The sequence below is a fragment of the Marvinbryantia sp. genome (assembly GCF_047017445.1).
Lineage (GTDB): Bacteria > Bacillota > Clostridia > Lachnospirales > Lachnospiraceae > Marvinbryantia.
This window is the reverse complement of sequence record NZ_JBKXTT010000011.1, coordinates 59,966-85,064: the sequence shown is the minus strand read 5'-3', so window position 1 is coordinate 85,064 and position 25,099 is coordinate 59,966. Positions and strand designations below refer to the sequence as shown.

At 48.6% G+C, this 25,099-nt stretch carries 24 protein-coding genes and 1 pseudogene; 6 read left to right on the top strand and 19 right to left on the bottom strand.

Going from position 1 to position 25,099, the window contains the following annotated elements; all coding sequences use genetic code 11:
* Window positions 1-63 precede the first annotated feature (63 nt).
* The 13 genes from ACLU9Q_RS13365 to ACLU9Q_RS13305 all read right to left on the bottom strand — a co-directional run bounded on the left by ACLU9Q_RS13365 (window position 64) and on the right by ACLU9Q_RS13305 (window position 10,416).
* On the bottom strand, window positions 64-849 hold the full coding sequence (locus tag ACLU9Q_RS13365) for an ABC transporter permease subunit (RefSeq protein ID WP_296831337.1): 786 nt from the start codon (window positions 847-849) through the stop codon (window positions 64-66).
* Window positions 850-919: 70 nt separating this feature from the next.
* Window positions 920-1,804: an ATP-binding cassette domain-containing protein gene (locus ACLU9Q_RS13360; RefSeq protein ID WP_296831339.1), complete on the bottom strand. Its 885-nt coding sequence runs from the start codon at window positions 1,802-1,804 to the stop codon at window positions 920-922.
* A 1-nt stretch (window position 1,805) separates the two neighbouring features.
* A complete protein-coding gene (locus ACLU9Q_RS13355; protein WP_296831341.1) occupies window positions 1,806-2,435 on the bottom strand; it encodes a TetR/AcrR family transcriptional regulator in 630 nt (209 codons plus the stop codon).
* Between the two features lie 174 nt (window positions 2,436-2,609).
* Entirely contained in the window at window positions 2,610-3,767 is a 1,158-nt protein-coding gene (locus ACLU9Q_RS13350) for an ABC transporter permease (protein ID WP_412625404.1), read from the bottom strand.
* Entirely contained in the window at window positions 3,754-4,860 is a 1,107-nt protein-coding gene (locus ACLU9Q_RS13345) for an ABC transporter permease (protein WP_412625402.1), read from the bottom strand. The genes ACLU9Q_RS13350 and ACLU9Q_RS13345 overlap by 14 nt, the downstream gene beginning before the upstream one ends.
* A 10-nt stretch (window positions 4,861-4,870) precedes the next feature.
* Entirely contained in the window at window positions 4,871-5,803 is a 933-nt protein-coding gene (locus tag ACLU9Q_RS13340) for an ATP-binding cassette domain-containing protein (RefSeq protein ID WP_412625400.1), read from the bottom strand.
* A 266-nt stretch (window positions 5,804-6,069) separates the two neighbouring features.
* Window positions 6,070-6,282 (bottom strand): DUF3791 domain-containing protein, encoded by a 213-nt coding sequence (locus tag ACLU9Q_RS13335; protein ID WP_412625398.1) that lies wholly within the window; start codon window positions 6,280-6,282, stop codon window positions 6,070-6,072.
* Window positions 6,245-6,457 carry a DUF3990 domain-containing protein gene (locus ACLU9Q_RS13330; RefSeq protein ID WP_296831351.1) on the bottom strand — a complete coding sequence of 71 codons (213 nt, stop codon included), beginning with the start codon at window positions 6,455-6,457 and terminating at the stop codon, window positions 6,245-6,247. Before ACLU9Q_RS13330 ends, ACLU9Q_RS13335 begins: the two co-directional genes overlap by 38 nt.
* Complete coding sequence (locus ACLU9Q_RS13325) at window positions 6,454-6,693, bottom strand: DUF3791 domain-containing protein (protein WP_412625396.1); 240 nt, start codon at window positions 6,691-6,693, stop codon at window positions 6,454-6,456. The genes ACLU9Q_RS13330 and ACLU9Q_RS13325 overlap by 4 nt, the downstream gene beginning before the upstream one ends.
* A gap of 14 nt (window positions 6,694-6,707) precedes the next feature.
* On the bottom strand, window positions 6,708-7,379 hold the full coding sequence (locus ACLU9Q_RS13320; RefSeq protein WP_412625394.1) for an MATE family efflux transporter: 672 nt from the start codon (window positions 7,377-7,379) through the stop codon (window positions 6,708-6,710).
* A gap of 15 nt (window positions 7,380-7,394) precedes the next feature.
* Complete coding sequence (locus ACLU9Q_RS13315; RefSeq protein ID WP_296832932.1) at window positions 7,395-7,808, bottom strand: MarR family winged helix-turn-helix transcriptional regulator; 414 nt, start codon at window positions 7,806-7,808, stop codon at window positions 7,395-7,397.
* A gap of 155 nt (window positions 7,809-7,963) precedes the next feature.
* Window positions 7,964-9,850 (bottom strand): heavy metal translocating P-type ATPase, encoded by a 1,887-nt coding sequence (locus ACLU9Q_RS13310; protein ID WP_302592640.1) that lies wholly within the window; start codon window positions 9,848-9,850, stop codon window positions 7,964-7,966.
* Between the two features lie 290 nt (window positions 9,851-10,140).
* Entirely contained in the window at window positions 10,141-10,416 is a 276-nt protein-coding gene (locus tag ACLU9Q_RS13305) for a metal-sensing transcriptional repressor (protein WP_296832937.1), read from the bottom strand.
* A 394-nt stretch (window positions 10,417-10,810) separates the two neighbouring features.
* Between ACLU9Q_RS13305 and ACLU9Q_RS13300 the strand changes: the two genes are divergently transcribed.
* The 5 genes from ACLU9Q_RS13300 to ACLU9Q_RS13280 all read left to right on the top strand — a co-directional run bounded on the left by ACLU9Q_RS13300 (window position 10,811) and on the right by ACLU9Q_RS13280 (window position 16,844).
* Entirely contained in the window at window positions 10,811-12,031 is a 1,221-nt protein-coding gene (locus tag ACLU9Q_RS13300; RefSeq protein ID WP_296928063.1) for a sensor histidine kinase, read from the top strand.
* A 20-nt stretch (window positions 12,032-12,051) separates the two neighbouring features.
* The gene (locus tag ACLU9Q_RS13295; protein WP_296832941.1) at window positions 12,052-12,672 is read left to right on the top strand and encodes a response regulator transcription factor; all 621 of its coding nucleotides are present in this window, start codon (window positions 12,052-12,054) and stop codon (window positions 12,670-12,672) included.
* 170 nt (window positions 12,673-12,842) lie between these two features.
* Window positions 12,843-14,747 (top strand): ABC-ATPase domain-containing protein, encoded by a 1,905-nt coding sequence (locus ACLU9Q_RS13290; protein ID WP_296832943.1) that lies wholly within the window; start codon window positions 12,843-12,845, stop codon window positions 14,745-14,747.
* 178 nt (window positions 14,748-14,925) lie between these two features.
* A complete protein-coding gene (locus ACLU9Q_RS13285) occupies window positions 14,926-15,513 on the top strand; it encodes a helix-turn-helix domain-containing protein (protein WP_296832945.1) in 588 nt (195 codons plus the stop codon).
* Between the two features lie 104 nt (window positions 15,514-15,617).
* Complete coding sequence (locus ACLU9Q_RS13280; RefSeq protein ID WP_296832948.1) at window positions 15,618-16,844, top strand: AI-2E family transporter; 1,227 nt, start codon at window positions 15,618-15,620, stop codon at window positions 16,842-16,844.
* 12 nt (window positions 16,845-16,856) lie between these two features.
* On the opposite strand, the gene ACLU9Q_RS13275 is transcribed toward ACLU9Q_RS13280, so the two are convergent.
* A complete protein-coding gene (locus ACLU9Q_RS13275; RefSeq protein WP_296928065.1) occupies window positions 16,857-16,991 on the bottom strand; it encodes a hypothetical protein in 135 nt (44 codons plus the stop codon).
* A gap of 305 nt (window positions 16,992-17,296) precedes the next feature.
* Window positions 17,297-17,473: pseudogene (locus ACLU9Q_RS13270) on the bottom strand (MATE family efflux transporter); the annotation flags it as partial.
* Window positions 17,474-17,684: 211 nt separating this feature from the next.
* On the opposite strand from ACLU9Q_RS13270, the gene ACLU9Q_RS13265 reads away from it, so the two are divergent.
* Entirely contained in the window at window positions 17,685-18,908 is a 1,224-nt protein-coding gene (locus ACLU9Q_RS13265) for an ATP-binding protein (protein ID WP_296832951.1), read from the top strand.
* A 13-nt stretch (window positions 18,909-18,921) separates the two neighbouring features.
* On the opposite strand, the gene trmB is transcribed toward ACLU9Q_RS13265, so the two are convergent.
* The 4 genes from trmB to ACLU9Q_RS13245 form a co-directional block, all read right to left on the bottom strand.
* Window positions 18,922-19,572 carry a tRNA (guanosine(46)-N7)-methyltransferase TrmB gene (gene trmB, locus ACLU9Q_RS13260; protein WP_296832953.1) on the bottom strand — a complete coding sequence of 217 codons (651 nt, stop codon included), beginning with the start codon at window positions 19,570-19,572 and terminating at the stop codon, window positions 18,922-18,924.
* 492 nt (window positions 19,573-20,064) lie between these two features.
* Window positions 20,065-22,176 (bottom strand): glutamine synthetase III, encoded by a 2,112-nt coding sequence (locus ACLU9Q_RS13255; protein WP_296832956.1) that lies wholly within the window; start codon window positions 22,174-22,176, stop codon window positions 20,065-20,067.
* 313 nt (window positions 22,177-22,489) lie between these two features.
* Window positions 22,490-23,374, bottom strand: a complete 885-nt coding sequence (locus ACLU9Q_RS13250; RefSeq protein WP_296832959.1) for a diacylglycerol/lipid kinase family protein — start codon at window positions 23,372-23,374, stop codon at window positions 22,490-22,492.
* Window positions 23,375-23,378: 4 nt separating this feature from the next.
* Window positions 23,379-24,983, bottom strand: coding sequence for an MBL fold metallo-hydrolase RNA specificity domain-containing protein (locus ACLU9Q_RS13245; RefSeq protein ID WP_296832962.1), 1,605 nt, complete (start codon window positions 24,981-24,983; stop codon window positions 23,379-23,381).
* Window positions 24,984-25,099: the final 116 nt, after the last annotated feature.

The window sequence follows — 25,099 nt, the reverse complement described above, 5'->3', positions numbered from 1 at the left end:
TTATTTTGTTGCAATATTTACATAGTACGCTTGTCTTTTTGTGTTTTTAGAATCTATTTCCTTCTATAATATATCTTTCTTTTTATATTTCCAGAATCCGGCAATAATTCCCACGACCATATATACTATCCCCAGTGCAACCAGTCCGCCGTCCAGCGCGCCTTTGGAAATGATAGATGCCCCATCTGCATAGGCATACGGTGTGATGTATCTGACAAAACCTGCTTTTTCTGTAATATTTCCGGCTATGCCGAGAAAATACAGCACAAATGCGATTGCCATCCCAATGGTTCCGCTCCCTTTCCTTAAAAATGCAGATATTCCGAAGCAGATTCCGGCAATTTCAAGCTGCATGGTAAGCTGTGCCAGATGATAGAGCGCAAAGGGTTTCCACTGGGGAAATTCCCCGATGATAGCAAACGCCGCCAGGGAAAATAGCACAACAAGCACATTAAAGCAAAGCAGCAGCGCAGCCGCCGCCCCAAGCTTCCAGATGCATATGCTGCCTCTGCCAACCGGATACGTAAGCAGTGTCTCTGCCGTGTGCTGCGCCTCTTCTTTGGAAAGCATTCCACATCCCAGAATTGCCGCATAAAACATCCCGCCGATGCCAAGCATAAACCCTGCATATATCCCATAAAATCCTATAAGTTCCCCGTAGTTCAGCCGGTCCATTCCAAATGCGGCGGCGAGCCCGCCAAGCCCCTGCATCATCGCCTGAATCGGTGCCATCTGCGTTTTCAGCTCCGGAAACAGCATCAGGCAGAAAACAATCATGATTCCCACCGCAAAGCTCCAGAGCAGCATTGCCTTCCATCCCTGTTTCAATTCGTGTTTCAACAAAAACATATGCCAACCTCCCTCTCCGACACTTTCGCTCTTACAAAAGCAAAAATGCCTGCCGGATATTCCATCTTTTTCACACCGATGCAGTATTCTTTGCATCATAAAAATGCAGAAAAACATCCTCCAGCGGCGGCTCCGTGATCGTCAGATCCGTCACCGGCAGCCCCTGAAGAGCCGCGATCAGCTCCTGCGCCGAACCGCTGTAGAGGAACGAAACGCCGTCCCCGGTTTTCTGCAGGTTCCGCACCGCAAGCTCCTTTATCTCGTCCACGCCATGTATCGTCACCCGCTTAAATGCCGAGCTGCAGATATTTGTCACATCATCGCACACCACCAGGCTGCCGTCCCGGATCACCGCCGCCCGGCTGCAGTATCTCTGTATCTCACTGAGCACATGCGACGACAGAAAAATAGAAGCACCCTCCCGGTTCTTCTCCTGCAGCAGCGCAAAAAATTCCTTCTGCATCAGCGGGTCAAGTCCGCTGGTCGGCTCGTCAAGTATGTAGAGCGCCGCCGCATGCTGGAATGCGCACACAATGCTCACCTTTTTCCGGTTTCCCAGGGAAAGCTCCTGCACACGCTTTTCGGTATCCAGCTTAAACCTCTCGCAAAGCGCCTCCGCCGCACTCCGGCAGTCCTCTCCATAAAAAGAAGCGGCAAACTGCAGCGCCTCGCGCACCTTCATCCCATTGTAAAAGGCAGGCTCCGACGGCAGATAACCAACCCGGCGCAAAATCTCAATCTTATTTGTCTGTATGGATTTTCCAAACAGCTCCGCCGTTCCGCTATCGGGCTTTAAAAGTCCCAGCATGGTGCGGATGGTCGTGCTCTTCCCGGCGCCGTTCGGACCGATAAAGCCGAATATTTCTCCCTCGTGCACCTCTAAAGACAGATTCTCAATCCCCCGGTGCTTCCCATAATATTTCGTCAGATTACAGAGCCTTATGATTTCACCCATCTCAATCCCTCTTTCCACAATAATCCTTCCGCTGGTATACGCTTCTCCAGAAATCAACCAGCTTCCGGAAAACCAGCTGCGCCCTGTCCAGGTCGACCTCCCCTGCCTGCAGCATCGCGCGCACACATCCGTCCGATGCCCAGAACATCTCCAGGTACATCATTTCAAGATCCAGCCCCGGTGCAAACTGTGCAATGTCAATCCCGGCAAACAGTGGTTCATTATACTGCTCCAGAACCTTCTGCGCCCATTCCTGCACATCCTTCGCCACTTCCTCATCCTTCTCATAATACGCAAGAAGGACAAAGCCCGAAAGCTCCGGCTGCTCCTTCATCATTCTCAGCTTCAGCTCCATCCCGCTCTCCAGAATTTCAAAAAAATCCTTTTTCTGCAGCACCTTCTGCACGTCGATCATTTCCTGCGCGGCGCGCATCGCTTCCCCAAGCAGAAACAGATACAGTTCCTTCTTATTTTTAAAATAATGGAACAGCAGAGACTTGCTGATATCCGCTTCCTTCGCAATCTCGCCCACCGCGCATTTTCGGTAGATATCCCGCGAAAAAACCTTCCATCCGGCACGAATGATCCTCTGCTGTTTTTCTTCGGAAAGCATATAAAATTTTTCATTCATCGTCCTGCCCTCTGCGTTTCTCCTTCCGTTCTCTGCTGTCATTCTAACAGTATTGACCGTTTTGGGGAAGACCTTTCCCGAAATTTCCGCGGAAAGATTTTCCCCAGTCTCCCGGAAGGCAGACGTCTAAGGGCATGCCCTTCCCGACCGCTGCCGGGCACAATATGTGAAATATCACTCCCGCTGCCTTGCTTTGCTGACCGCCAGCGTCACGCAGAAGCACGCCGCAGCAAACAAAAGCTGAATTGCAAGCCCCTGCAGGATATTCTGCCGCATTTCTGCGGTCAGATGCTCATAATCTCCCAGAATGCCGTTAATCCTGGAGTACCAGTATGTCGGCGTGAAACCGGCAGCCATTTTCACCCCATTGCCAAGCATTTCAATCGGAACAAAGATTCCTCCGATAAAGCAGAGTCCCAGAGATACCACATTATTGATACCGTTTAGTGCGTTTACCGAGTTTACCACCGTTCCGCAGAGATACGCCAGCGTCATCGCCACTACCATGCAGGCAAAGCTGTTCAGCAGATACCAGAAGCAGTTCGGCGAGGTGAATGCGCCGCCCCGGTACAGAGCCGCCTGCACCGCCACGCAGATCCCCCACACTGCCATTCCCACCAGCAGGAAGGACGCGGTTGCCGCCATATTCTGTCTGAGCAGCGACACTGACGAACAGGTCATGCGGCGCCTTATTTCTTTCTTCTTAAACGTCATGACCACAGAGCTTAAACACATAATAATTCCGGTAAGCATTGCATACGGAAGATAAGCAAAATAATAATTATAGTCCGCACGCTGCCCGCCGTTTCCGTTAATGTCAAGCAGCGTTACCTGTCCTTTCTTTTCCGAAAGTGCCAGCGCCTTTTCGCAGGATTCTTCAAAGGAAAATCCACCCGTCTGGTAAACCCGTATCTGGTTCAGCAGGGAATTGATTTTGGCATCCAGATAAAATCCTGCAGAAGATCCGGGCACCTTTATTGTCTGTACTTCAGCCTCACCATTTTCAAACGCCGCCTGCGTTCCCTGCGGCACAATCAGCACATAACTGATGTTGCGGTAAAACAGCTCCTCCTGTATCGTCTGCTCATCATCCGCAATCTCCACCAGCTTCTGCTCCCGCTGAATGTAACTTTTTAATGTGTCCCCCAGGGCGCCGCCCTCGCGGTCAATTACCGCCACCGCCAGCTTTACCGCCGCAAAATTCCCCGTCACGCCCGTATCGCCGAGACTTTTCTGAATCGCTACGGAAATGCCTATAAAAATGCAGACATACATTACCATGATGCCGATATTGCGCTTTATGATATTTCCATACCCCTTAAATACTCTCATAGCGTTCCCTCCTCAGTGTCAGCCATGCCGCCGCCAGCAGAAGCACAGTGATTGCCGCCAGAAGCAGCAGATTCGTGCGGTACCTCGCCGGGTTGTCGTACACCGACACGCTGTAAAACGCATCCGCAATCAACGCCGCCGGATTGATGCGGTTTATAACAGGGCAGTGATGCTCCACGATATCCTTCATGTTTCCCATCATCAGCCCGGCAAGAAAACTCATCAGCAAAGAGGAAACCACCAGAATCGCAATCTTAAAGCCCTCCGCCATACGTCTTCCGCCGAGAAACATTCCGTACGCCACTCCGGTCAGACTCCCCAGCACGCAGACCGGCAGCAGAAGCATCCATTTTTTCCCGAAGGAAATGCCAAGTGCATACATATACAGAAGCAGAATGCAGACACAGAAAAACTGTACCGTAAAACATGCCAGCGTCTCCGCCAGAAGCATTTGCAGGCGGTCCGTCGGAGCAGCGCTTCTTCTTGCCGCCAGCGGCGACTGGTCCGCGCGCATATCGATAGCGGCCACCATTCCCAGAAAACCTCCAAACAGGCAGGTCATTCCGACCAGCGCAAAAAAGTATGCTATATTATCGTCCGTCGTCTCCCCAAGCATGTTCACAGACTGAGTCATTTCCCGGTAATCCGTCATTGCCGCAACCGCCGCCGGAAGCTTCAGAGGATTATTTTTCCCGATATCTGTCAGCATCTGCTCATTTTCCAGATACCCCTCCAGCAGCGCCTCCAGAATGCTCTCATTCATATTGGAAGCGGAGACCGTCAGCTCCGGCTCCTTTCTGCTGTAAAAAATTCCCTTCACCACGCCGTTTTTCAGCGCTTCCTCCGCCTGCGCGCTCTCCATTTGCGTGAGAACAAGCATGTCGCCGTCCAGCGCGTCAAGAAATGTCTCAAACGCAGTATTATTTTCTGAGACAAGCGCTACCGGAATTTTCTGCATCTGCTCAACATCAATTCCGCTGCCAAATGTCACATAAAAAAATGTTGCCATAATTAGTGGAAACAGGATCGACCAGAAAATTTCCTCTTTGCTGCGGATATTCCGTTTCAGACTGCTGATATATAATCGTCCCATATCCATCCTCCTAGTCCCTCAGTTCCTTTCCGGTAATTTCCAGAAATACGTCGTTCAAAGTCGGCAGTTCCGAAAGCACTCTGCCAAACGCCACCTCCTGCTCCTGCAGATAATTAAGAAGTCTCACAAGATTATGCTTTGCGCTGGTGCATTTCACTTTTAATGTGCGCTCCTCATTATAATCTGTTGCAAACACATGCGGCAGCTCTGCAATCTCTTTAAGCTGCGCCTCCGTCAGCACAATCCCTTCTATTATGATCGTTTCTCCCGTCTTAATCATGCGCTTCAGTTCCTCGGACGTCCCCGCCGCGATGCTGCGCCCGTGATCCATAATCATGATCCTGCTGCAGATCTGCTCCACCTCTTCCATATAATGAGAGGTGTAGATAATCGTCGCGCCTTTTTTGTTCAGTTCCAGGATCCCCTCCAGGATTCTGTTGCGGCTCTGCGGATCTACCGCCACCGTCGGCTCATCCATGATGATAAGACGCGGCTGGTGCGCGATCCCGCAGGCAATGTTCAGCCTGCGCAGCAGACCGCCGGAGAGCTTTCTCGGAAACATTTTCCGATAATCCTCCAGACCGACAAACGCGATTGCCTCTTCCGTCAGGCGCTTCCGCTCCATCTTATCCTTCACATACAGCCCGCAGAAATAGTCAATATTTTCCCAGACCGTCATCTGTTCAAACACAGCAACATGCTGCGGGACCACCCCGATCTGCCGTTTGAGCTCGTAGCTATCCGGATGCATCTCTTCTCCAAACACGGTGACAGTCCCCTTGTCATATTTCAGCAGCGCCAGCAGGCAGTTGATCGCCGTCGTCTTGCCGGAGCCATTCGGTCCCAGCAGGCCAAACACTTCGCCCTCGCGGATATCCAGGTTAAAATGATCCAGCGCCACCAGATCCCCATATCGTTTTACCAGATTTTCAATGTGTATCATGTTTGCCTCCCTTGCTGCGCCCCCTGTTCTTTGCCTAAAGATGCTATGCATCTTCTCATTGAACTGACAGCCCCAAAATACCTTTTACATCTCTGATTATACCCTTATCCCTGGCACCGCAAAAGTGTCTTGCGTCAGCAATCCGCATGACATTTGTCATAAATTCTGTCGTAAATTCAAAAAGCCTGATTCTTTTTGCATAGAATCAGACTTTTTCTGTGCCCTCGATTTTGCAGGCTTTTCCTGCAGCATTAACGCCATTGGCGTTATTCTTTCTGGCTGTATTCCTGTTCCAGTTCTTCTGCCAGGTACGCATCGCTCATACAGTGCATATCCGATACCCCGTCCCGGATTAGCTGATAGACTTCGGAATGGTAAAAAAAGTCCAGTGCAGCATCCAACGAGATCCCTTGCTGTTTTGCAAAATACTCGATCACACGACTATATTTTTTTTGAAGCAAAATCGGGTTTGCATTCATACCTGTTCACTCCCTTCAAAACGCAGAAGCCCCGACGTTTAAACTTGCCGCACCACTTCACCGCCTGCTCATACAGCGGCGTGACATAGAATCCACGACCAAAATCCACATTGGGTCGGGAATGAATCAAGTCCGGTTCCCCGATTTGCAGATAGGAACCATGATAGAGGATCATACTTCCACACCCCTTTCTTTCATCACAGCAAGGATGTCGTCTACGATATATTCCCGGCTCTGAGTGTGCAGCACTTCATACTCCGGCACGATGTAGCCGTTCAGAATATCACTTTTTTCAGTAAATGCCTGATAGACACGCTCTGCACCTACACCAAGTTTTGCGGCCACATTTTCAATGCAGAACACAGCAAATTCAAGCTCTCTGAAATTTTTAATTTTCTTGTCCGGCATCATAAGCAGTCCCTCCTTTATTCCCGCGAGCAACAAGCCATGCGGACATGCCTGCGACGCCCTGCAAGGGCTGGTCCTTTAGGGCATGCCGCGCCGGAAATCCCCATGTGAAACACAAAAATGAACAAAGGGTCCAGAATCGTATTCAAAACAGCTCCCGTTATAACTGCCATCATGGAATACGCTGCGTTTCCATCTGCCCGTACCAAAGGGTTTATACCTGTAGAGAGCAGAAGAAATGGAATGCCAAAGGATGTAATATCGGCATATTCCATAGAATAATCGAGAATCCGGTCAGTTGCTCCAAAAGCAATCATAAGAGGCTTCAAACAGCTTCTTACAATAATACAGATAAAAAGTCCGCATGCGATAAGCATCGTAACGGCGGTACCGGCACTCTTTTTTGCATTATCAGAATTATTGCGCCCCAATTCCAGATTGAATGTCGCGGCAGAACCCAAGCCTGTCATAAGCCCGATCGCCATACAAACTGTAGTGATCGGAAAAGCTATGTTCGTAGCAGCATTTCCTAAATAGCCGACCCCCTGCCCGATAAAAATCTGGTCAACAATGTTATAAAGCGCATTTACTATATTTGCAATAACCGCAGGTACGGCAAGGGAAAATAAAAGTTTAGAAACAGGCTTATAGCCCATTGGGTTTTCTGAAATCACTTTTTGGTTTTCCATACAGTGCCTCCTCCTTTAATCACACACTCTGTCAAGGATAGATTGAAAAATCGCCAGTTCCGCATCAGAGATATCTTTAAACAAAAATTTTTCAGCATCAATCACGATGTCCCAATATTTCCTGACAATTTCTTCCCCTTGTTCCGTTAAATACAAAGTATAGGCACGTCTGTCATTTTCCGAGCGTATACGTTTCACATAATTCTTTTTTTCAAACTTGTCAATCGTTTGAACCATAACATTCCTGTCTTTGTGATTGAGTTCCGCAAGCCTTATTTGTGTAATTCCCGGATTCTCATACAAAAACAATAGCGTCACATAATTTCCATAGGTTATACCGATTTCCTGGAAATATGGTTTGGTATACTCGTGAACCCTGTCACGGGCACGCATAAGCTTAAAACAAATCGTCTCTTTTATTGAGTACACGAAGCACGACCTCCTATATAATATGTTATACATACTATATAGAAGACCGCATAAATTGTCAAGAGTAATTTTGTTTATACCTCTTTAACGTACATGAGCATTCATACATGGAAGCTGCCGGGTGGTTACCCTCCCATGTATCCAGACGAATTGCATTATAGCCGAGCTGCCGCGCTTTTTCCTTTCCATCCCAGCAGCAATGACGAGTTGATAATCACAAAAACGGAACCCGCATTGTGTACAAGTGCGCCGATCACAGGGTTCAGAATACCGGTAATGGCAAGGGCAATCGCAAGAAAATTAAGTGCCATGGAAAAGGTAAGATTCCATTTGATCGTTGCCATCATCCGTTTGGAGAGCGCCAGCAGATGAGGAATTTCTTTTACCTCATCATCTACCAGTGCAATGTCTGCCGTATCCACAGCAATATCGCTCCCAACGCCGCCCATGGCAATTCCCACATCCGCCATTTTCAGTGCGGGCGCATCATTTACGCCATCCCCGATCATGCAGACAGCTTCTTTCTTTTCCTGATAAAAGCGAATCCATTTCAGTTTATCTTCCGGCAGGCAGTTTGCGTGAACCTTCTCGATATGCAGCTGCCCGGCAATGGCAGAAGCGGCATTTTGATTGTCCCCGGTAAGAAGAACCGGCTCCACGCCGATTTTCCCCAGCGCTTCGATCATCGACGCACTTTCTTCCCTGACCGTATCAGAAAGTACAATATATCCCGCAAGTTCCTCATCCACCGCTACATAGATTACCGTGCTTCCTTCGTTCAGATATCTTTCGGTCCCGGAAACAAGAGAAGGAGAAAAAGAAATGTCCCCGTTTCCGGTAATCATCCTCAGATTTCCGGCTTTTATCCGTTTACCGTCTGCTTTTGCGGTAACTCCTTCACCGGGAATCATGCGAAATTCCGCTGCGGCCTGCAGTTTCCTGCCATAGCATTTCACAATCGCTTTTCCAAGAGGATGTTCTGAAAATTGCTCCGCAGCAGCCGTCAATGCAAAAATATCGTCTTTTCCGAAAGCAGATACGCTTTCTACCGCAATGACCTTCGGCGTTCCAAAGGTAAGCGTACCTGTTTTATCAAATGTGATCTTCGATACCTTCGCCAGACGCTCCAGGGCGTCCCCCTCCCGGACAAGGAACCCGTGTTTGGTCGCATTTCCAATGGCAGCCATGATCGCCGTAGGAGTTGCTAAGACCAGAGCGCAGGGGCAAAATACGACAAGAATGGTAACGGCACGAATAATCTCCCCTGAAATCAGCCAGGTAAGCGCAGCAGCTGCCAGAGCGGTTACGACGATCCATGTGGCCCACCGGTCAGCAAGACCTACAATTTTTGCCTTGCCCGCGTCAGCCGACTGTACCAGCCGGATCATTCTCTGGATAGAACTGTCCTCGCCAACCTTTGTCGCCTCCATCTCAAAAATACCAAACTGATTGACCGTACCGGAGGAAACGGTGTCGCCGACACCTTTATCCACCGGCAGAGATTCACCGGTCATAACTGCCTGATTAACGGAAGTCTGCCCTGATGTGATCGTTCCGTCCACCGGCACCGTTTCACCGGGGAGTACGCGCAGCAGATCACCAACCTGCACCCGCTTTGCAGCGATCATTTTTTCCTCTCCGTCATTGATCACTCTTGCTGTCTGCGGCGTTAAATGCACCAGTTTTTCAATTCCGGCGCGGGCTTTCGCAACCGTAAGGTCCTCCAGAAGTGCGCCAAGCTGCATAATGAATGCAATTTCCCCGGCTGCAAAATCCTCCCCGATACAAACGGAAGCGACAAGCGCCAGGGACACCAGTACGTCGGCCTTAATATCAAAGGCAGTTACAAGCCCGATCACGGCCTCTAAAATAATGGGAACTCCGCAAAGGATGATCGCCACCCATGCCGCATGGAAGGGCAGCGGCAGTAAATCAAACAGGCTGATAATCAAAGCGATGCCGGAAATGACCAACAGGGCAATATCTTTTTTGACGCCTCCAAACTCCAATGCATCTTCTACTTTTCCAATAAAGCTTTTCATAAAAACGCTCCTTCCTTATACCATACGGGGTATATGTATTGTTTGCGCTCATTATACCTATGGGGGTATATGTTTGTCAAGTAGAAACTTCATGCATATAAGAAATCTTAACTCCGCGTGAAGCGGTACCAAGCCTCCTCGCGGCAAAAAATAAGAAGCTCATGCGCGGCAAACTGCCATACATGAGCTTCTTATTTTTCTGATAGATTCGTTAAGCCAGATTATATTGTGACTGTTTACAGGCAAGCCTGACACAGCTTCTTCGCCTGTTTTCCCGCCTTTTTGAACAGTTACGTCATATTTGCGAACCGTTCCACAGCCTTTGTAAAATTGTCAATCGTTTTATCTGCATCACCGTGTTCGATTCCTTCCCTTACACAGTGTTTGATATGTCCTTCTAAGACAACTTTACCGCAGCCATGCAAGGCTGATTTTGCGGCATTGATCTGTGACAGAATATCTTCACAGGGAACATCTTCATCGATCATTCTGTCAATCGCCTGCACCTGTCCTATAATTTTTTTCAGTCTGCGATGCAGATTATCTGAATCCATACATTGTCTCATAATTTTTTACCTCCGTGCTTATACCCAAAGGAGTATATGGATATTATATTTGCCGCCCGGTTTCCTGTCAATTATAACTTCTCTTGATTTTCGTTGTATATAGACAATTCCTTGAAGGAATACTGCCCCTGCTTCATCTCGGCATTAAGAATATCCGGCTCCATCCGTCCCTGCCTGCTTTTTATGCGCTTCGTTTTCTCCTCGTGTTATTTTGCCCTTCTCCTGAATGACGGTTTACATTTTGCTGTAAAATGTGCTACACTTTGAGAGCAGGATATCCGCACGGCTTACCCGCACAGCTCTGCAGAACTTTATCCTGCTGTACCGTATTTCTCCCGGTAAAGTCAAATACCCCGACGCAAGCATACGGGGTATCCGCAGAAAGGAACATCACATGAAATATCTGACCGACCGCTGTATTCTGCTGCTGTACTGTCTGTGCAGCCTGCTTTTTCTTCCACTGGAAACAGCCTTTGTGTCCGCCTTTTTTCTGGCGATCAGCGTCAGTATGTTTTTATATGTATATCCCGATCCCTGGGTGCGGTGCGCCGTCACCATAGGGTTTGCAGCGGCACTCTTTTTCTTTTCGCCGCTTGTGCTGTTTTTGCCGCTGGTATTGTATTCCTTTTACTTTCCGTGGCAGGAAAAACCACACGTCGGTCTTTCTATTTGGCGTGCAGATCGCTTCTCCGGTATGTTTGCGGCAGCGGCGGCATACCTCCCCGGATTGACTGCTATTGCAGGACTTTTATTCCAGACGGATCCTGCCCGCAAACCACAGGTATTGTTTTTCATTTGCACGGGCTGTATTCTCTCCGTCCTGCTGCGTCAGAAAACGGATTCCTACGAAACGCTGTCCGCTACCTACCGAAAAACCCACGACGACGACACGGAGATAAAGCTGCTTCTGCAGGAGAAAAACCAGTCTCTTCTGGAAAAACAGAATTATGAGATCTATGCGGCAACCCTTGGGGAACGCAACCGCATCGCGCGGGAAATCCACGACAATGTCGGTCATATGCTGACACGCTCCATTTTAATGGTCGGAGCGCTGAAAGCAGTCAACAAAGACGCTGCGTTATCCGAATCGATCTGCCAGCTTGACGAAACACTAAATCTGGCAATGAACAGCATTCGCGAGAGCGTTCACGACCTTCATGACCGCTCCGTAAATCTGGAAAGCTCGCTGCGCGCCCTGGCAGATGATTTCACATTCTGCCCCGTCTCGCTTGAATATGATATGTCCGCCAACGTTCCGGCAGATATAAAATACTGCTTTATCGCCGTTGTCAAAGAGGCGCTGGTGAATATTTCGCGGCACAGCAATGCGACCAGAGCCAGTATTACGGCACAGGAACACCCGGCTTTCTACCGGCTCTCCATTTCCGATAATGGAACCGGGGCAGGCGGCGTAAGCTTCTCATCTTCTGACAGCGAATTTAGCAGGGGGAATTCTTTTTTCCGTGGAAACATCGGTGACACTTCCGTTCGCGGCGGCATCGGGCTTTTTAATATGCAGAACCGTGTGGCGTCCCTAAAGGGAACCATGCAGATTTTTCGGGATCATGGTTTTTGTGTTTTTATTACGATTCCGATTTCCCAATATAATAAGTAACAAAAAGGATCTGACAAAAAATGGATATTTTATTGATCGACGATGATGCACTCGTCACTGCAGCATTAAAAACGATTCTGGAAACAGACGAGGAAATAAAAGTTATCGGAACAGGAAGCAGCGGACAGGAAGCAATTGCGCTGTATGCCCGGCTGCAGCCCGATCTTCTTCTGATGGATATCCGCATGAAGGATATGGACGGGCTTGACGCTTCCGCGAAAATATTAAGTAACTTTCCGCAGGCAAAAATCCTGCTCCTTACCACCTTTTCCGACGACGAATACATCATTCGCGCCTTAAAAACCGGCACAAAAGGGTATCTTCTGAAGCAGGACTACGCAAGCATTCTTCCGGCGATCCGTGCGGTCTGCAATGGGCAGACCGTTTTCGGCAGCGAGATCATCCACCGGATCCCGGATCTTCTGCAGCGTAAAAATCCCTTCGATTATGAGAAATACGGGATTCTGCCAAAAGAATTTGAAATCATCAAAGCGGTCGCCAACGGCTGCTCCAACCGGGAAATCGCAGACGCCCTGTTTCTGAGCGAGGGTACCGTACGCAACTATTTAAGCGTTATTCTTGACAAGCTGGGTCTGCGCGACCGCACACAGCTCGCCATATTCTATTACCGACACATATAAAGTCAAATACCCCGCAGCAAACCACAGGCATGACCTGGATCGTTGCCCGCTCGAGTCAAATACCCCGATGCAAGCATGTCCGCCCGGCTCGTTGCCCGCGGAAATAAACGCTTTGTCCACTCACACTGCCTGAAAAGCAACATTACTCATATTAACAGGAGGAATATCACATGAAATCTTCAAATGATCTGCGCACTTTGCTGCGCTCAGTTGATCACAAAAGCTACCCGGCGTATAAATCACTTGGCGGAAGCTGGCAGTTTCCGCTTTATACGCTTGTCATCGACCACGTGCAGGGCGATCCTTTCGCATCGCCGTCCGCTCTGCACACAGAAATCCCGCTGGCACGCGCAGGATTTCCCGAAGCATACTATAAAAAGGATTGCATGCGTATTGCGCTGCAGGATTTTCTCACCCGGCAGCTTGCAAAACAATTTGAGACCTATAATTTCAAGGCGAAGGGTTCCGGCAAAAGTGGTCTTTTATCCATCAGCCGCTGCGGACAGGAGGTCTTGGAACGCAGTGCCTGCCAGATAACAGCAGATAAGCTGATCGTGCGCTTCCATGTCGGTTTCCCGGCTTTCGGACGAACCATCAACGCCGGAGAGCTGGAAAAAATCCTGTTCGAATTTCTGCCCCGCTGCATGGAAAACAGCCTTTTTTATCAAAAGCTGGACAAACAGAAGGTGCAGCAGACGGTATTTCTCGCGGAGGACCAGGCGGAAATCCGCAGGCTTTTAAGAGAGAAAAATCTGGTTGCCTTCCTTGCAAACGGCTCTGTCCTTCCACGTAAAAGCGGCATTTCCGAGCTTCCGATGAAGGACTGCGTGCCGTTTACCTCACCGGAATCCATGCGGCAGACGCTTCAGCTCCCGCATCACGGAAGCATTAGCGGCATGGCAATCCCGCAGGGCATCACACTGATTGTGGGAGGCGGTTATCACGGAAAATCTACGCTCTTAGAAGCAATCCAGTCCGGCATTTACAACCACATTGCCGGTGACGGAAGAGAATATGTAATCACCGACGACACTGCCGTAAAGCTGCGCGCCGAAGACGGACGCTGCGTGCGGAATGTCGATATTTCTCTATTTATCAACGATCTGCCAAACGGCAAAGACACAACTGTATTTTCCACAGAGGATGCCAGCGGGAGTACCTCGCAGGCTGCTGCCGTCGTGGAAAGCATTGAAGCAGGTGCACGTCTCTTTTTGATCGATGAGGATACCTCCGCCACCAATTTCATGGTGCGCGACGATTTTATGCAGCAGGTTATCAGCCGGAAAAAAGAGCCGATCACACCGTTTATTGAACGGGTGGGCGACCTTTATAAAAAGACCGGTGTTTCTACCATTATGGTCGCGGGCAGTTCGGGCGCATTTTTTTATGTTGCAGATCACATTCTGCAGATGGACTGCTACCATACCCGCGATATCACGGCGTCCGTAAAGGCGCTCTGCGCGCAGCGCAAAGCGCCGGAAACACAGGCTCCCCATTTCCCGGAAGCCCTGTGCCTGAGCGCCGGTACGCAGACTGCTGTTTCCGCAGGCGCACGCTCCGATGATGCTCATACTGCCGGCACACTAACTGCCCAGGCGGCAAATGTCAATAACGGCGGTGCCTCGAATGCAGAGCAGACAGGCACGCTCCCGCAGATCCGCTTCAATCGTGTTCTCCCGGAATACCGCCGTTCGGATCATTCGCAGCGCAGCGGACGCGGAAATGCAGGACACGGAAACGCAGGACACGGCAATTCCTTCGCCGGAAAATACGAGCACATGAAAGTAAAGTCCTCCGGGCTGGAATCCTTCTCGCTTGACAAGGAAACGGTAAACGTGCGCTATCTTGAGCAGCTCACCGACAACGAGCAGGTAACGGCGCTCGCCTATCTGATGCGGTTCGGTCTTGAGCAGATTCAGAGCGGCAGGAAAACCGTGCAGGAAACCGTACAGCTTATCATGGACACGCTTCGGGAAAAGGGCTGGTCGGCATTTTGCAGCTCCTATATCCCCTGCGGTCTTGCCGTTCCGCGGGCGCAGGAGCTCTTTGCGTGCTTCAACCGCTTCCGTGGATAAATACGTATCTCCGGACGCTGACGGCGCGTTTTCTCCACAATCGACGGCGCAAAGCCGTCAGAACCCCTGCTGATACACCATGCAAAACAGTTTTGACAGCGCAAAAGCGGCAATGGAAAACACTTTTGATAGAATTTATATGCTCCGTATTATAGAATGCGGCCAGGAGGAATGTGAAATGGAAATCGGCACGCAAATCAAAAAATACAGACTGGCATCGGAACTGTCCCAGGAGGAGCTGGCGGAAAAAATATATGTCACGCGCCAGACTATCTCCAACTGGGAAAACGGCAGAAACTACCCCGATGTAAAAAGTCTCTTACTGCTGAGTTCTCTCTTCAACATTTCTCTGGACATTCTTGTGAAGGGAGATATAGAAGAAATGAAAGAAAAAATTAATGAGGAGGATATCCGGAGGCTGAACAATGATGGAAAAATTTATGCCGTTCTGCTTTTTATAACCGTATTGTCCATAGCCCCGCTGTTTCTGTTCCTGCACATTGCCGGTATTGTCATCTGGGCAGGCATCTATGCCGTTACCATGTTCTATGCACACCGGATTGAGAAGCAGAAAAAAGCCCATGATATCCAAACCTACAAGGAGATTGTCGCGTTTTCAGAAGGGCGCGGTCTGAGCGAGCTGGAAAAACGCTGCGAAAAGGCAAAATATCCTTATCAGAAAGTCATTCTGGTGATTTCAGTCGCTCTTGCCGCTTTTGTAGTTGTCTATCTTATGATGCATTTTCTCGCTCCACTGGCGGGCTAAAATACGTGCTTCTGTTTCTAAATTTTCTGTGAAGATTGGCAGAACGTCTTGAAAGTATTTCCAAAACCTTTTATACTGAATGTATTGTGGTCTGGAGGTGTTTCATGAAAGATTCATTTGAAGGGAGTCCGGCGCCGGAAAAACCGGTAAGCGACGGGGTTTCGAAGAAGACTGGCGGAAAGCAGAAAAAATTCCTGGCGAACGACCAGTATTTTACGATATGTATTTACGCGCTTGTTGTTGTGGCAGTCAGCGCGCTGATTGTCCGCGTCGTCATGACGCCGCACGCGGTGTCGAGCACCGTAAACGACATTGTAAATATTCTGATGCCGTTTCTTCTGGGTATTCTGATTGCATTTATTCTGAATCCGCTGATTAAATGGATGGTTAAAATACTTTCCGGTCCATGCCGGATCAAAAGTCAGAAGGTATGCAAATTTACCGCCATCATCCTTGCCTATCTGCTGGTGCTTGGCGTTATCGTAGTCTGCATTCTTTATATTGTTCCGCAGGTCCTTGTCAGTCTCACAGAAATTGTTGCCAATATTCCGAAGCTCTATGAAATGACATACGATTTTTTTGATAATCTGCAGGACCGCTTTCCGAACGCGGATGTTTCCGAGCTTCAGAAAATCGTCGACGATATCCTGCCGGATTTCGTCAATACCCTGAAAAACTTTGTCAGCGGCCTGGTTCCTGCCGTTTACAATATGTCCGTTTCCATTGCAAAGGGTCTGGTAAATTTTGTAATTGCCATTATTGTTTCTGTTTATATGCTGACGGACAAAAAGGATCTGCAGCGCTCCATGACACGGATGCTGTACTGCTTTGTGCCGGTAGATTACATCGATAAGACGCTGGAGATTCTTTCCGAGTGCAACAGTATTTTTACAAACTTTATTGTGGGAAAAGCGATTGACTCGACCATTATCGGCGTTCTCTGTTTTATACTGATGAACATTTTCAGTATGCCGTACGCACTGCTGATCAGTGTGATCGTCGGCATCACAAATATGATCCCGTATTTCGGACCGTTTATCGGAGCTGTGCCCGGCGCTATTATCCTGCTGATCATTGATCCGCTGACGGCGCTCGGCTTTGTGGTACTGATCTTTCTGCTGCAGCAGTTTGACGGTCTGTATCTTGGTCCGAAGATTCTCGGCGACACGGTCGGTCTGAAACCCCTTTGGATCATCGTTTCCATCACTGTCGGCGGCAGTGTGGCAGGAGTGCTCGGCATGTTTCTCAGCGTTCCGGTGGTCGCGGTTCTGCGTTATCTGCTGAACCTGTACCTCGAATACCGGCTTGAAAAACGTCACATAACCATATAATTCGAGCGGAGGTTACTTTTTCCTCCGCTCTCCCTGTAATGTTTTCGACACTTCCTGAAAAGATTTCCGAAAATTGTTCAGTTGTTTGCTGCCAATCTGTCTGTCGTATAAAAACACACCCAGGCTTCGTTTTATTCTTGATTTCATACGCAGGCTCTCCTGTTTCTGATTTTTGTCCCTGACATCATACTTTAGTATATGCAGCAAAGCCATTTAAAGGATCAAATTACCATGATAAATAAAATTCAAAATTTACATACCACTATTAAACCGTATTTGCGCCTTAATGAGAAAACCACGACAGCAATACCATATATTGATATCTATTGTTATTGTCAAAAAGAGCTTATCCTTCCAGATACCGCAAACCCATATATGATTGTTCAAGAATATTATTGCATTAAGAACACGTTTCTGCTTGCCCGTTTCTCCAAAAAAATAGCACAATTCTTTTAATTCTGCATTTTCTTCATTTCATGCCATGCAAAGTAAGCGGTCAGAACTACCGCCGCAGCGTCGGCAATCGGACCGGCATACATCACCCCATCAATTCCCCAGAATACAGGTAAAATCAAAATCAGGGGCAGGAGAAAAATAATCTGGCGTGTCAGAGACATCGCAATTCCTAAAACAAATACCATGAACAAAACATTCACTTTAGAAATGACACCTACGTAGTCAAGAGGAATATCACTGCCATAAACAGATGCTTTCAAAAAAATAAATATTTTTATGTTTTGAAACCGATCCCTTGCATATACTATTTTATATTGATATAATAGGATTGTAATGCAGTTTCAAAAAAGTAAAAAAATTTATTTTTTGAAAGCGAGTGATTATATGAAGACAATAACAAGAACAAAGTATCTGAATAGGATAATCGCGTTGAACCAAACCCCTGATATCAAAATCATTACAGGCATTCGTCGTTCAGGAAAGTCAAAATTAATGCAGTCATACATTGCGTATCTGAAAAGTAATTATAAAAATATCAATATTATTTTTATTGATTTTATGGATCTTGCATATGAAGAACTCAAAGAATATCATGCGCTTCATGCTTATGTAGAGGAACATTATCAAGAGGAAAAAACAAACTATCTTTTTGTGGATGAAGTTCAGATGTGTCCAAAATTTGAATTGGCAATCAACAGTCTTTACTCCAAAGGAAAATATGATATTTATATCACAGGCTCCAATGCCTTTTTATTGAGCGCTGATCTGGCGACTCTTTTTACCGGACGTTATATAGAGATTCATGTGTTCCCATTCAGTTTTCAGGAATACTGCCAGTATTATGAAGAGACCGTCGACAAGGAAAAGCTCTTTGATGAATATTCCATAAAGGGAGGACTGGCAGGTTCTTACGTCTACAGAACGGAAATAGATAGAATAAATTATATTAAGGAAGTTTATGAAACGATTGTTGCAAGAGATCTTGTGCAGAAATATTCTTTGCCGGATACGCTGGTCTTACAGAGATTAAGCGAATTCCTTATGGATAACATCAGCAATCTTACTTCTCCGAACAAGGTCAGCCAGCTTTTGACAGAGAACAAGACAGTAACCAATCATGTGACAGTTGGCAGGTATATTAAATATTTGTGCAATGCCTTTGTTTTTTACGACATAAAACGCTATGATATTCGCGGAAAAAAGTATTTGGAAAGCTCTGAGAAATTCTATTTATGTGATACAGGTATTCGATATGCCATTCTGGGAAGCAGGAATATGGATTACGGCAGAATATATGAGAATATGGTCTGTATTGAACTGCTCCGCCGGGGATATGATGTGTATGTCGGGAAGCTATATCAGAAGGAAATTGATTTTGTAGCGCAAAAAGGGAGCGAGAAAATCTATATCCAGGTTAGCGACAATATTATGGATCAGAATACTCTTGAAAGAGAATGTTTGCCATTACTGCAAATCCGGGATGCTTATCCCAAAAAAATTATTGCTCGAACCAGGCACCCGAAATATAGTTATGAGGGTATTGAGATTTATAATATCGTTGATTGGTTATTGCAAGAAGAGAAAAATACGGCAGCTTCCCATTCATAGAAGCTGCCGCTTTTTATCGTTCCTTATATATCACCATTTTGCAGATCGGATTTCCCTTTGCGGAGAATTTTTCCTCGTATTCCGTCATTACATTCCCCTGCATCAGTTTTGCATCCGCATGCAGATCGTATGTGGATAGCTCCAGCTTCCAGCCTGCAGGCTCGATCTCCCCCAAAGAGAAATCGAATAGGCCGCGGTTGTCTGTCTTAAACTCCACCCTGCCGTCCGCTGTCAGGATCTTTTCGTACCGCTCTAGAAACTGTCTGGACGTGAGTCTGCGGTTTGCATGGCGGTCCTTCGGCCACGGATCGGAGAAATTCAGATAAAGCTTTGCAACCTCACTCTCCGCGAACACCTCCGGCAGCTCCCGCGCATCCATGCAGATAAACAGAAGATTTTCCGGCTTTTCCTCCTGTCGCTCCAGCTTTTCCACCGCGCGAAGGAGCACGCTCGTGTAGCGCTCGATCCCCACGTAATTGATCTCCGGGTGCAGTCTGGCAAGCTGTGTCAAAAACTGCCCTTTTCCCATCCCCACCTCGATGTGGACGGGATGATCGTTCCCGAAAAGCTCCTGCCACCTTCCGCGGCACTCTTTCGGCTCCTGCACTACCAGCGGACTGTTCGCAATTACCTCACCCGCCCTCGGTATATTTCTAAGTCTCATATGATTTCGTTCCTTTCCGCGCCAGCAGTCACATATTTGTAACAATTCTATAATAAATTGTAACTTTTGTCAACTGTGTGACATCCATGCCTTGACGAGTAATGTCACATCCGCATGTCCGCGAAAGCCCGCAAAATGTGATTTTTGTTAGACCTGTCCAAAACGTTTGTTCTTGAAAAAAACTATGTAAACCACACAATCCACCGTGATTTATGTGGATAACGTGGATAACTTCGTGTATAAGTCCATTTTAATGGATTTTTCATCCAGGCAAATGTGGATAACTTGGGATAACTCTTCTCCCGGTGTACGCAAAAAAATACACGGTTCGACAAATTTTGTTCATTTTGTCGAGTGACATAATTCTGTAAAATTTGAGAGACTCCCTTTGCAGGGAGTCTCCCGGATTTAAGGATATATGAACATTGTGTTACTAATGAAGTAACCGTCTCAAACGGATTACCCGCGCGGCGGATACGCCGCCAGGTTCTCTTATACTTCGAACAGCAGATCGCCGTAGGACGGCATCGGCCATACCTCTTTATCCACGATCATTTCCAGCTTATCCACCGGCGCTCTCAGCTCTGCCATTGCCGGAACAACGGTATCATGGAAGTATCTTGCGAGCTTCTCGCCCTCTTCCACGGATTCTGCGGCTTTGTCCGCCTCGATCAGCCTGCCAAGCGCTGCCTTTGCCTCTTCCAGAAGATCGCTCACTTCGTCAAGCAGTCCGACCTGTACCTTTGCCTTGCCGCCTGCAGCGGTAACTGCGTTGATGGTATCTGCCAGGCTCTTCGTGTATCCGATCACCGCCGGAATGATCTGCTTTCCGGCAATGTCGATCATAGTCTTTGCCTCGATGTTGATTGCCTTCGCATATGTCTCATACTGAATTTCAGCGCGCGCCCGCAGCTCGACCTCACTGTACACGCCAAACTTGCCGAACATGCCGATTGCTTTGTCCGTAACCAGCGCCGGAATTGCATCCACCATGGATTTCAGATTCGGCAGACCTCTCTTTGCCGCCTCTTCTACCCACTCGTCGGAGTAGCCGTTGCCGTTGAAAATGATTCTCTGGTGCTCGGTCGCATATTTCTTGATCAGATCATGTACGCAGGTATCGAAATCCTCCGCTTTCTCCAGCTCGTCGCATGCGTCGGAGAATGCCTCCGCAACGATCGTGTTCAGCACGATGTTCGGGGATGCGATGGAGTCTCTGGATCCAACCATACGGAACTCAAATTTATTTCCGGTAAACGCAAACGGTGACGTTCTGTTTCTGTCTGTCGCATCGCGGGAGAACTCCGGCAAAGTCTTTACACCGGTGCTCAGCTTATCGCCCGTCTTGCTGTGCGTTGCGCTTCCTGTATTTACAAGCTGCTCGATCACATCCTCAAGCTGATCGCCAAGGAAGATGGAGATGATTGCAGGCGGCGCCTCGTTTGCACCAAGTCTGTGGTCGTTTCCAACGTCGGCAGCCGATTCGCGCAGCAGATCTGCATGCTCGTCAACCGCCTTCAGAATACAGGTCAGTACCAACAGGAACTGGATATTCTCGTGCGGTGTTTTGCCAGGGTCGAGCAGGTTAATGCCGTCGTCCGTGGTGATCGACCAGTTATTATGCTTACCGGAACCATTCACGCCTGCAAACGGCTTCTCGTGAAGCAGGCACTGCAGACCGTGCTGGCACGCTACCTTTTTCAGCGTCTTCATAATCATCTGATTGTGATCTACCGCAATATTTGCCTCGGAGTAGATCGCCGCCAGCTCGTGCTGTGCCGGAGCAACCTCGTTGTGCTGCGTTTTCGCCGTTACGCCCAGCTTCCACAGCTCCTCGTTTACATCCTTCATGAAAGCGGCGATTCTCTGACGGATCGTTCCGAAATAATGGTCATCCAGCTCCTGTCCCTTCGGCGGCATCGCGCCAAACAGGGTACGGCCGGTAAAAATCAGGTCTTTTCTCTTTAAATATTTCTGCTTATCAACCAGGAAATATTCCTGCTCCGGTCCAACCGACGGCGTTACTTTCTTTGAGGTCGTATTGCCGAACAGACGGAGAAGTCTGAGTGACTGCTCATTGATCGCCTGCATGGAGCGCAGCAGCGGTGTCTTTTTATCAAGCGCTTCGCCCGTGTAGGAGCAGAACGCGGTCGGGATGCACAGAATCGCACCAGCCGCATCCTTTCTCACATAAGCCGGAGACGTGCAGTCCCATGCTGTATAGCCTCTCGCCTCAAAGGTGGCGCGCAGACCGCCCGACGGGAAAGAAGATGCATCCGGCTCGCCCTGGATCAGCTCCTTGCCGGAAAACTCCATCAGCACCGTGCCGTCCTCTCTCGGAGCAGTGATGAAGGAATCGTGCTTCTCCGCCGTCACACCGGTGAGCGGCTGGAAAATATGGGTGTAATGGGTCGCGCCTTTTTCTACCGCCCAGTTCTTCATTGCCTCGGCGATCACATCCGCAACCGTCGGATCAAGCGCTTTCCCTTCCATAATTGTCTTTTTCAGTTCTTTGTAAACCTTCTTCGGCAGACGCTCCTGCATCACCTTGTCGTTGAAGACATCTTCGCCGAAAATTGCAGCTACATTTGTCACTTCACTCATAATCATATCCTCCTCATTTCCAGAAAACATATCCCGCGGAACACTTTATGTAACAGGAAATGTCCCGCAACATAAAAAAGGCGTCCACATCTTCTGTGAACGCCCTTGTCCTCGATCCGTTTTATTTAGAACACCATAACCTTACTCTACTTCCGCAAAAAATGCAAGAGGTTTTTTATGATTTGTTTATGGAATTAATACATACGTCTTATCAATTTTTCGAATGCAATCCCCGTTGCCATGTCAGACGGAGCAAACTCCGTTGCCGTGAACGAAGTAAACACTAACCATACTCCGGCTTTCCTGCTGTGTCTTAAACAAGCAGCGTCAGTGCTTTTTCCACGTCCCGGACGAATATATCCGTGTGCTCGCCGCCGTATTCCCCGTCGAGCGCCCATGGAACCGGCTCTTCCGATATCAGCTCGATTTCACGCCCGCGTGTCTGGAAGAAATATTTGTCGTCCGGCGTCTGCGTCAGCATCGCGCCTATGATCGCCTGCAGCTCCACAAGATTTTTCGGCATCTTCACAAGCGTCAGCTCAAACATGCCGTCGTCCAGCTTGACGTCTTTTCCGGTAATATTTTTGAAACCGCCTACGGACGTGGAATTTGTGACCATTCCATAGATGTACTCCCCACTGACCTCCAGCTCATCGTCGACCCTGGCCGTCATGTGATATGACTTAATATTGGTCAGCTTTTTCGCGCCCTCCAGCAGGTACGCCATGTGGCCAAGCGCATTTTTCAGATCCTGACTCGTCTCATATGAGACATCAGTAAACAGCCCAAACGCCGCAACATAAACAAAATAGTCGTCGTTAAAGCATCCGATATCGCAGGGGAATTCGTTAAATTCGGTGATCCGTTTCGCGGCTGCCACCATATCCTTCGGCAATTTCAGACTGTCCGCAAAGTCGTTTGTACTCCCTGCCGGAATATAGCCGATCGGACATTTCCGCTCCGATTCCATCATGCCGCTGACTACCTCGTCGAGCGTGCCGTCGCCGCCGCTGCAGATCACCAGATCGTAGTACCTTGCCGCTTTTTTTACCTTTTCTCTGGCGTCTCCGACCTTCTGTGAAATATAAATGGTCACGTCATAGCCTTCCTTGATAAAGACATCTGTTATCTCTAAAAGGCTGCTGCGGATCGTTCCCTTTCCGGATTTCGGATTTATAATCAACAAAAGTCTTGTCATAAGCTTATCTCTCCCATTTATCACATAATGCATCAATCTGATCGGCAAATTTCGCCAGATCTTTATTTGCTCCGCCCTCATTGTGCCGGATAACCGCAAGCAGACGCTGTCCCGCCGCAAGCAGCCGGTCGAATACCGTATTCTGACGGCTTCCGGACGCAGCAGCCTTCTTCTGTATCCGCACCGGCGGCGCTTCCCTGAGAAGTCTGCCGGAGGCAAGATCATAAACCGTGCCGCTGTAGGGCGCCATCGCCTCGATGCCAAGCTCTTTTTTGACGCGCTCGGAAAATAACGTACACGACGAATCCTCCCCATGTACGACAAACACCTGCCGCGGCTTCTGTTCAAACGCGGAGATCCAGGTAAGCAGACTGTCCTTATCAGCGTGACCGCTCACCCCGGCAAGCACACGGATTTCCGCGCGCACCTCAATTTCCTCTCCAAACAGCTTCACCTTCTGCGCGCCCTCCACAAGCGCGCGCCCCAGCGTGCCCACAGACTGATAGCCTACAAACAAAATGGTGCTTTCCGGCCGCCAGAGATTATGCTTTAAGTGATGTTTAATACGCCCGGCATCACACATGCCGCTGGCGGAAATAATCACCTTTGGTCTCTCATTAAAATTGATCGCTTTGGAGTCGTCACTCGTAACCGCCGTTTTCAGCCCCGGGAAACTGATGGGATTGACGCCCCTGTCGATCAGCTCGGAAGCCTCCTCGTCAAAGTCCTCGTGCATCCGTTCCATGAATATCTTTGTCGCCTCCACAGCAAGCGGACTGTCCACGTAAACCTCAAAATTATCGTGATTTTTTACACGCTTTTCTTCTTTGATCTGGCGGATGAAATAAAGCATCTCCTGCGTTCTGCCGACGGCAAACGCCGGGATGACCACGTTTCCGCCGCGGTCGAACGTCCGCTGGATGATCGCCGCCAGATCAGAAATATAATCGGGGCGCGGTCCGTGGCTGCGATCCCCGTAGGTGGATTCCATCACCACGTAGTCGGCCTCTTTGATGTAATGCGGATCGCGGATGATCGGCTGGTTCACATTTCCGATATCGCCGGAGAATACAAGCTTTTTGTCAATACCCGCCTCGGAAATCCAGATCTCCACCGACGAGGAACCGAGCAGATGTCCGGCGTCCACAAACCGAATGGTTATGCCGTCCGCCACATGTATGATCTCCTCGTATTCGTGCCCGACAAAGCATTTCAAAACGCCCTCCGCGTCCTCCACGGTGTACAGCGGGATATACTCTGCTTTTCCGGCGCGCTTTGCCTTACGGTTGCGCCACTCCGCCTCAAACATCTGGATGTTTGCGCTGTCACGCAACATGATCTCGCACAGGCGTTCCGTCGCACAGGTAGAAAAAATCTGCCCGCGGAACCCGTTTTTGTAAAGAAGCGGCAGCTTCCCGGAGTGGTCAATATGCGCGTGTGTCAGAAACACCATGTCAATATCCGCCTCAGCGACCGGCAGCGGAACATTTTCGAAATAATTTGTCCCCTGCTCCATGCCGCAGTCAATCAGTATATTTTTCCCACAGGCTTCCAGAAAAAAACAGCTCCCGGTAACCTCATGGGTAGCGCCGATAAATGTAAGCTTCAAAATTTACACATCCCCCTTTTGCCCGAATATTTATTTCCAGAGCATGAAATATGTTTTGTGCATCCCCGCTGCGCCGCCAATATTCGCAAATTGGCCTGCTGGCGCAGACTCCCCAC